Raw genomic sequence first — 411 nt, forward strand, 5'->3', positions numbered from 1 at the left:
GGTAATGGGTCATTACACCTACAGCACTTTCAACAAGTAAAGTAACCCCTTTTTCATAGCTGCTACGCAAATGCTCTCGCATTTTCGCTGCATCCATTAAAGTATTCGCCAACAATCCAATCGCAAATAGCCCCAAAATCATCCACGCTCGTGTTGCGATAGATATTGATGATTGCCCCATTGCAAATTACTCCATTTGATTAGCCCTGAGGCCCAGTTAAACATTGCTTTGCCAATAACTGTTGATGCGCCTCCTGAAGTTGATTCAATTGATCAACAAGTCGGTCATCATCTACATCTCTTTGACATGACGTTGAGATAACATCCCTGAAGTGATTAAGGAGCCGATCTGACTCGCTTATAGAAGCTACCTTCATGACGGCTTCTTGAGAGGTTTTTTCAGCTATTTGA

2 protein-coding genes are annotated in these 411 nt (G+C 42.3%); both read right to left on the minus strand.

Annotated elements, in window-relative coordinates:
* A partial coding sequence (locus BTA35_RS18575) for a hypothetical protein (protein ID WP_238377639.1) occupies positions 1-181 on the minus strand: 181 nt, incomplete at its 3' end.
* Between the two features lie 19 nt (positions 182-200).
* On the minus strand, positions 201-411 hold a 211-nt coding region (locus tag BTA35_RS18580), incomplete at its 5' end, for a hypothetical protein (protein WP_238377640.1).

The sequence above is a fragment of the Oceanospirillum linum genome (assembly GCF_001995095.2).
Taxonomy (GTDB): Bacteria; Pseudomonadota; Gammaproteobacteria; order Pseudomonadales; family Halomonadaceae; genus Oceanospirillum; species Oceanospirillum linum.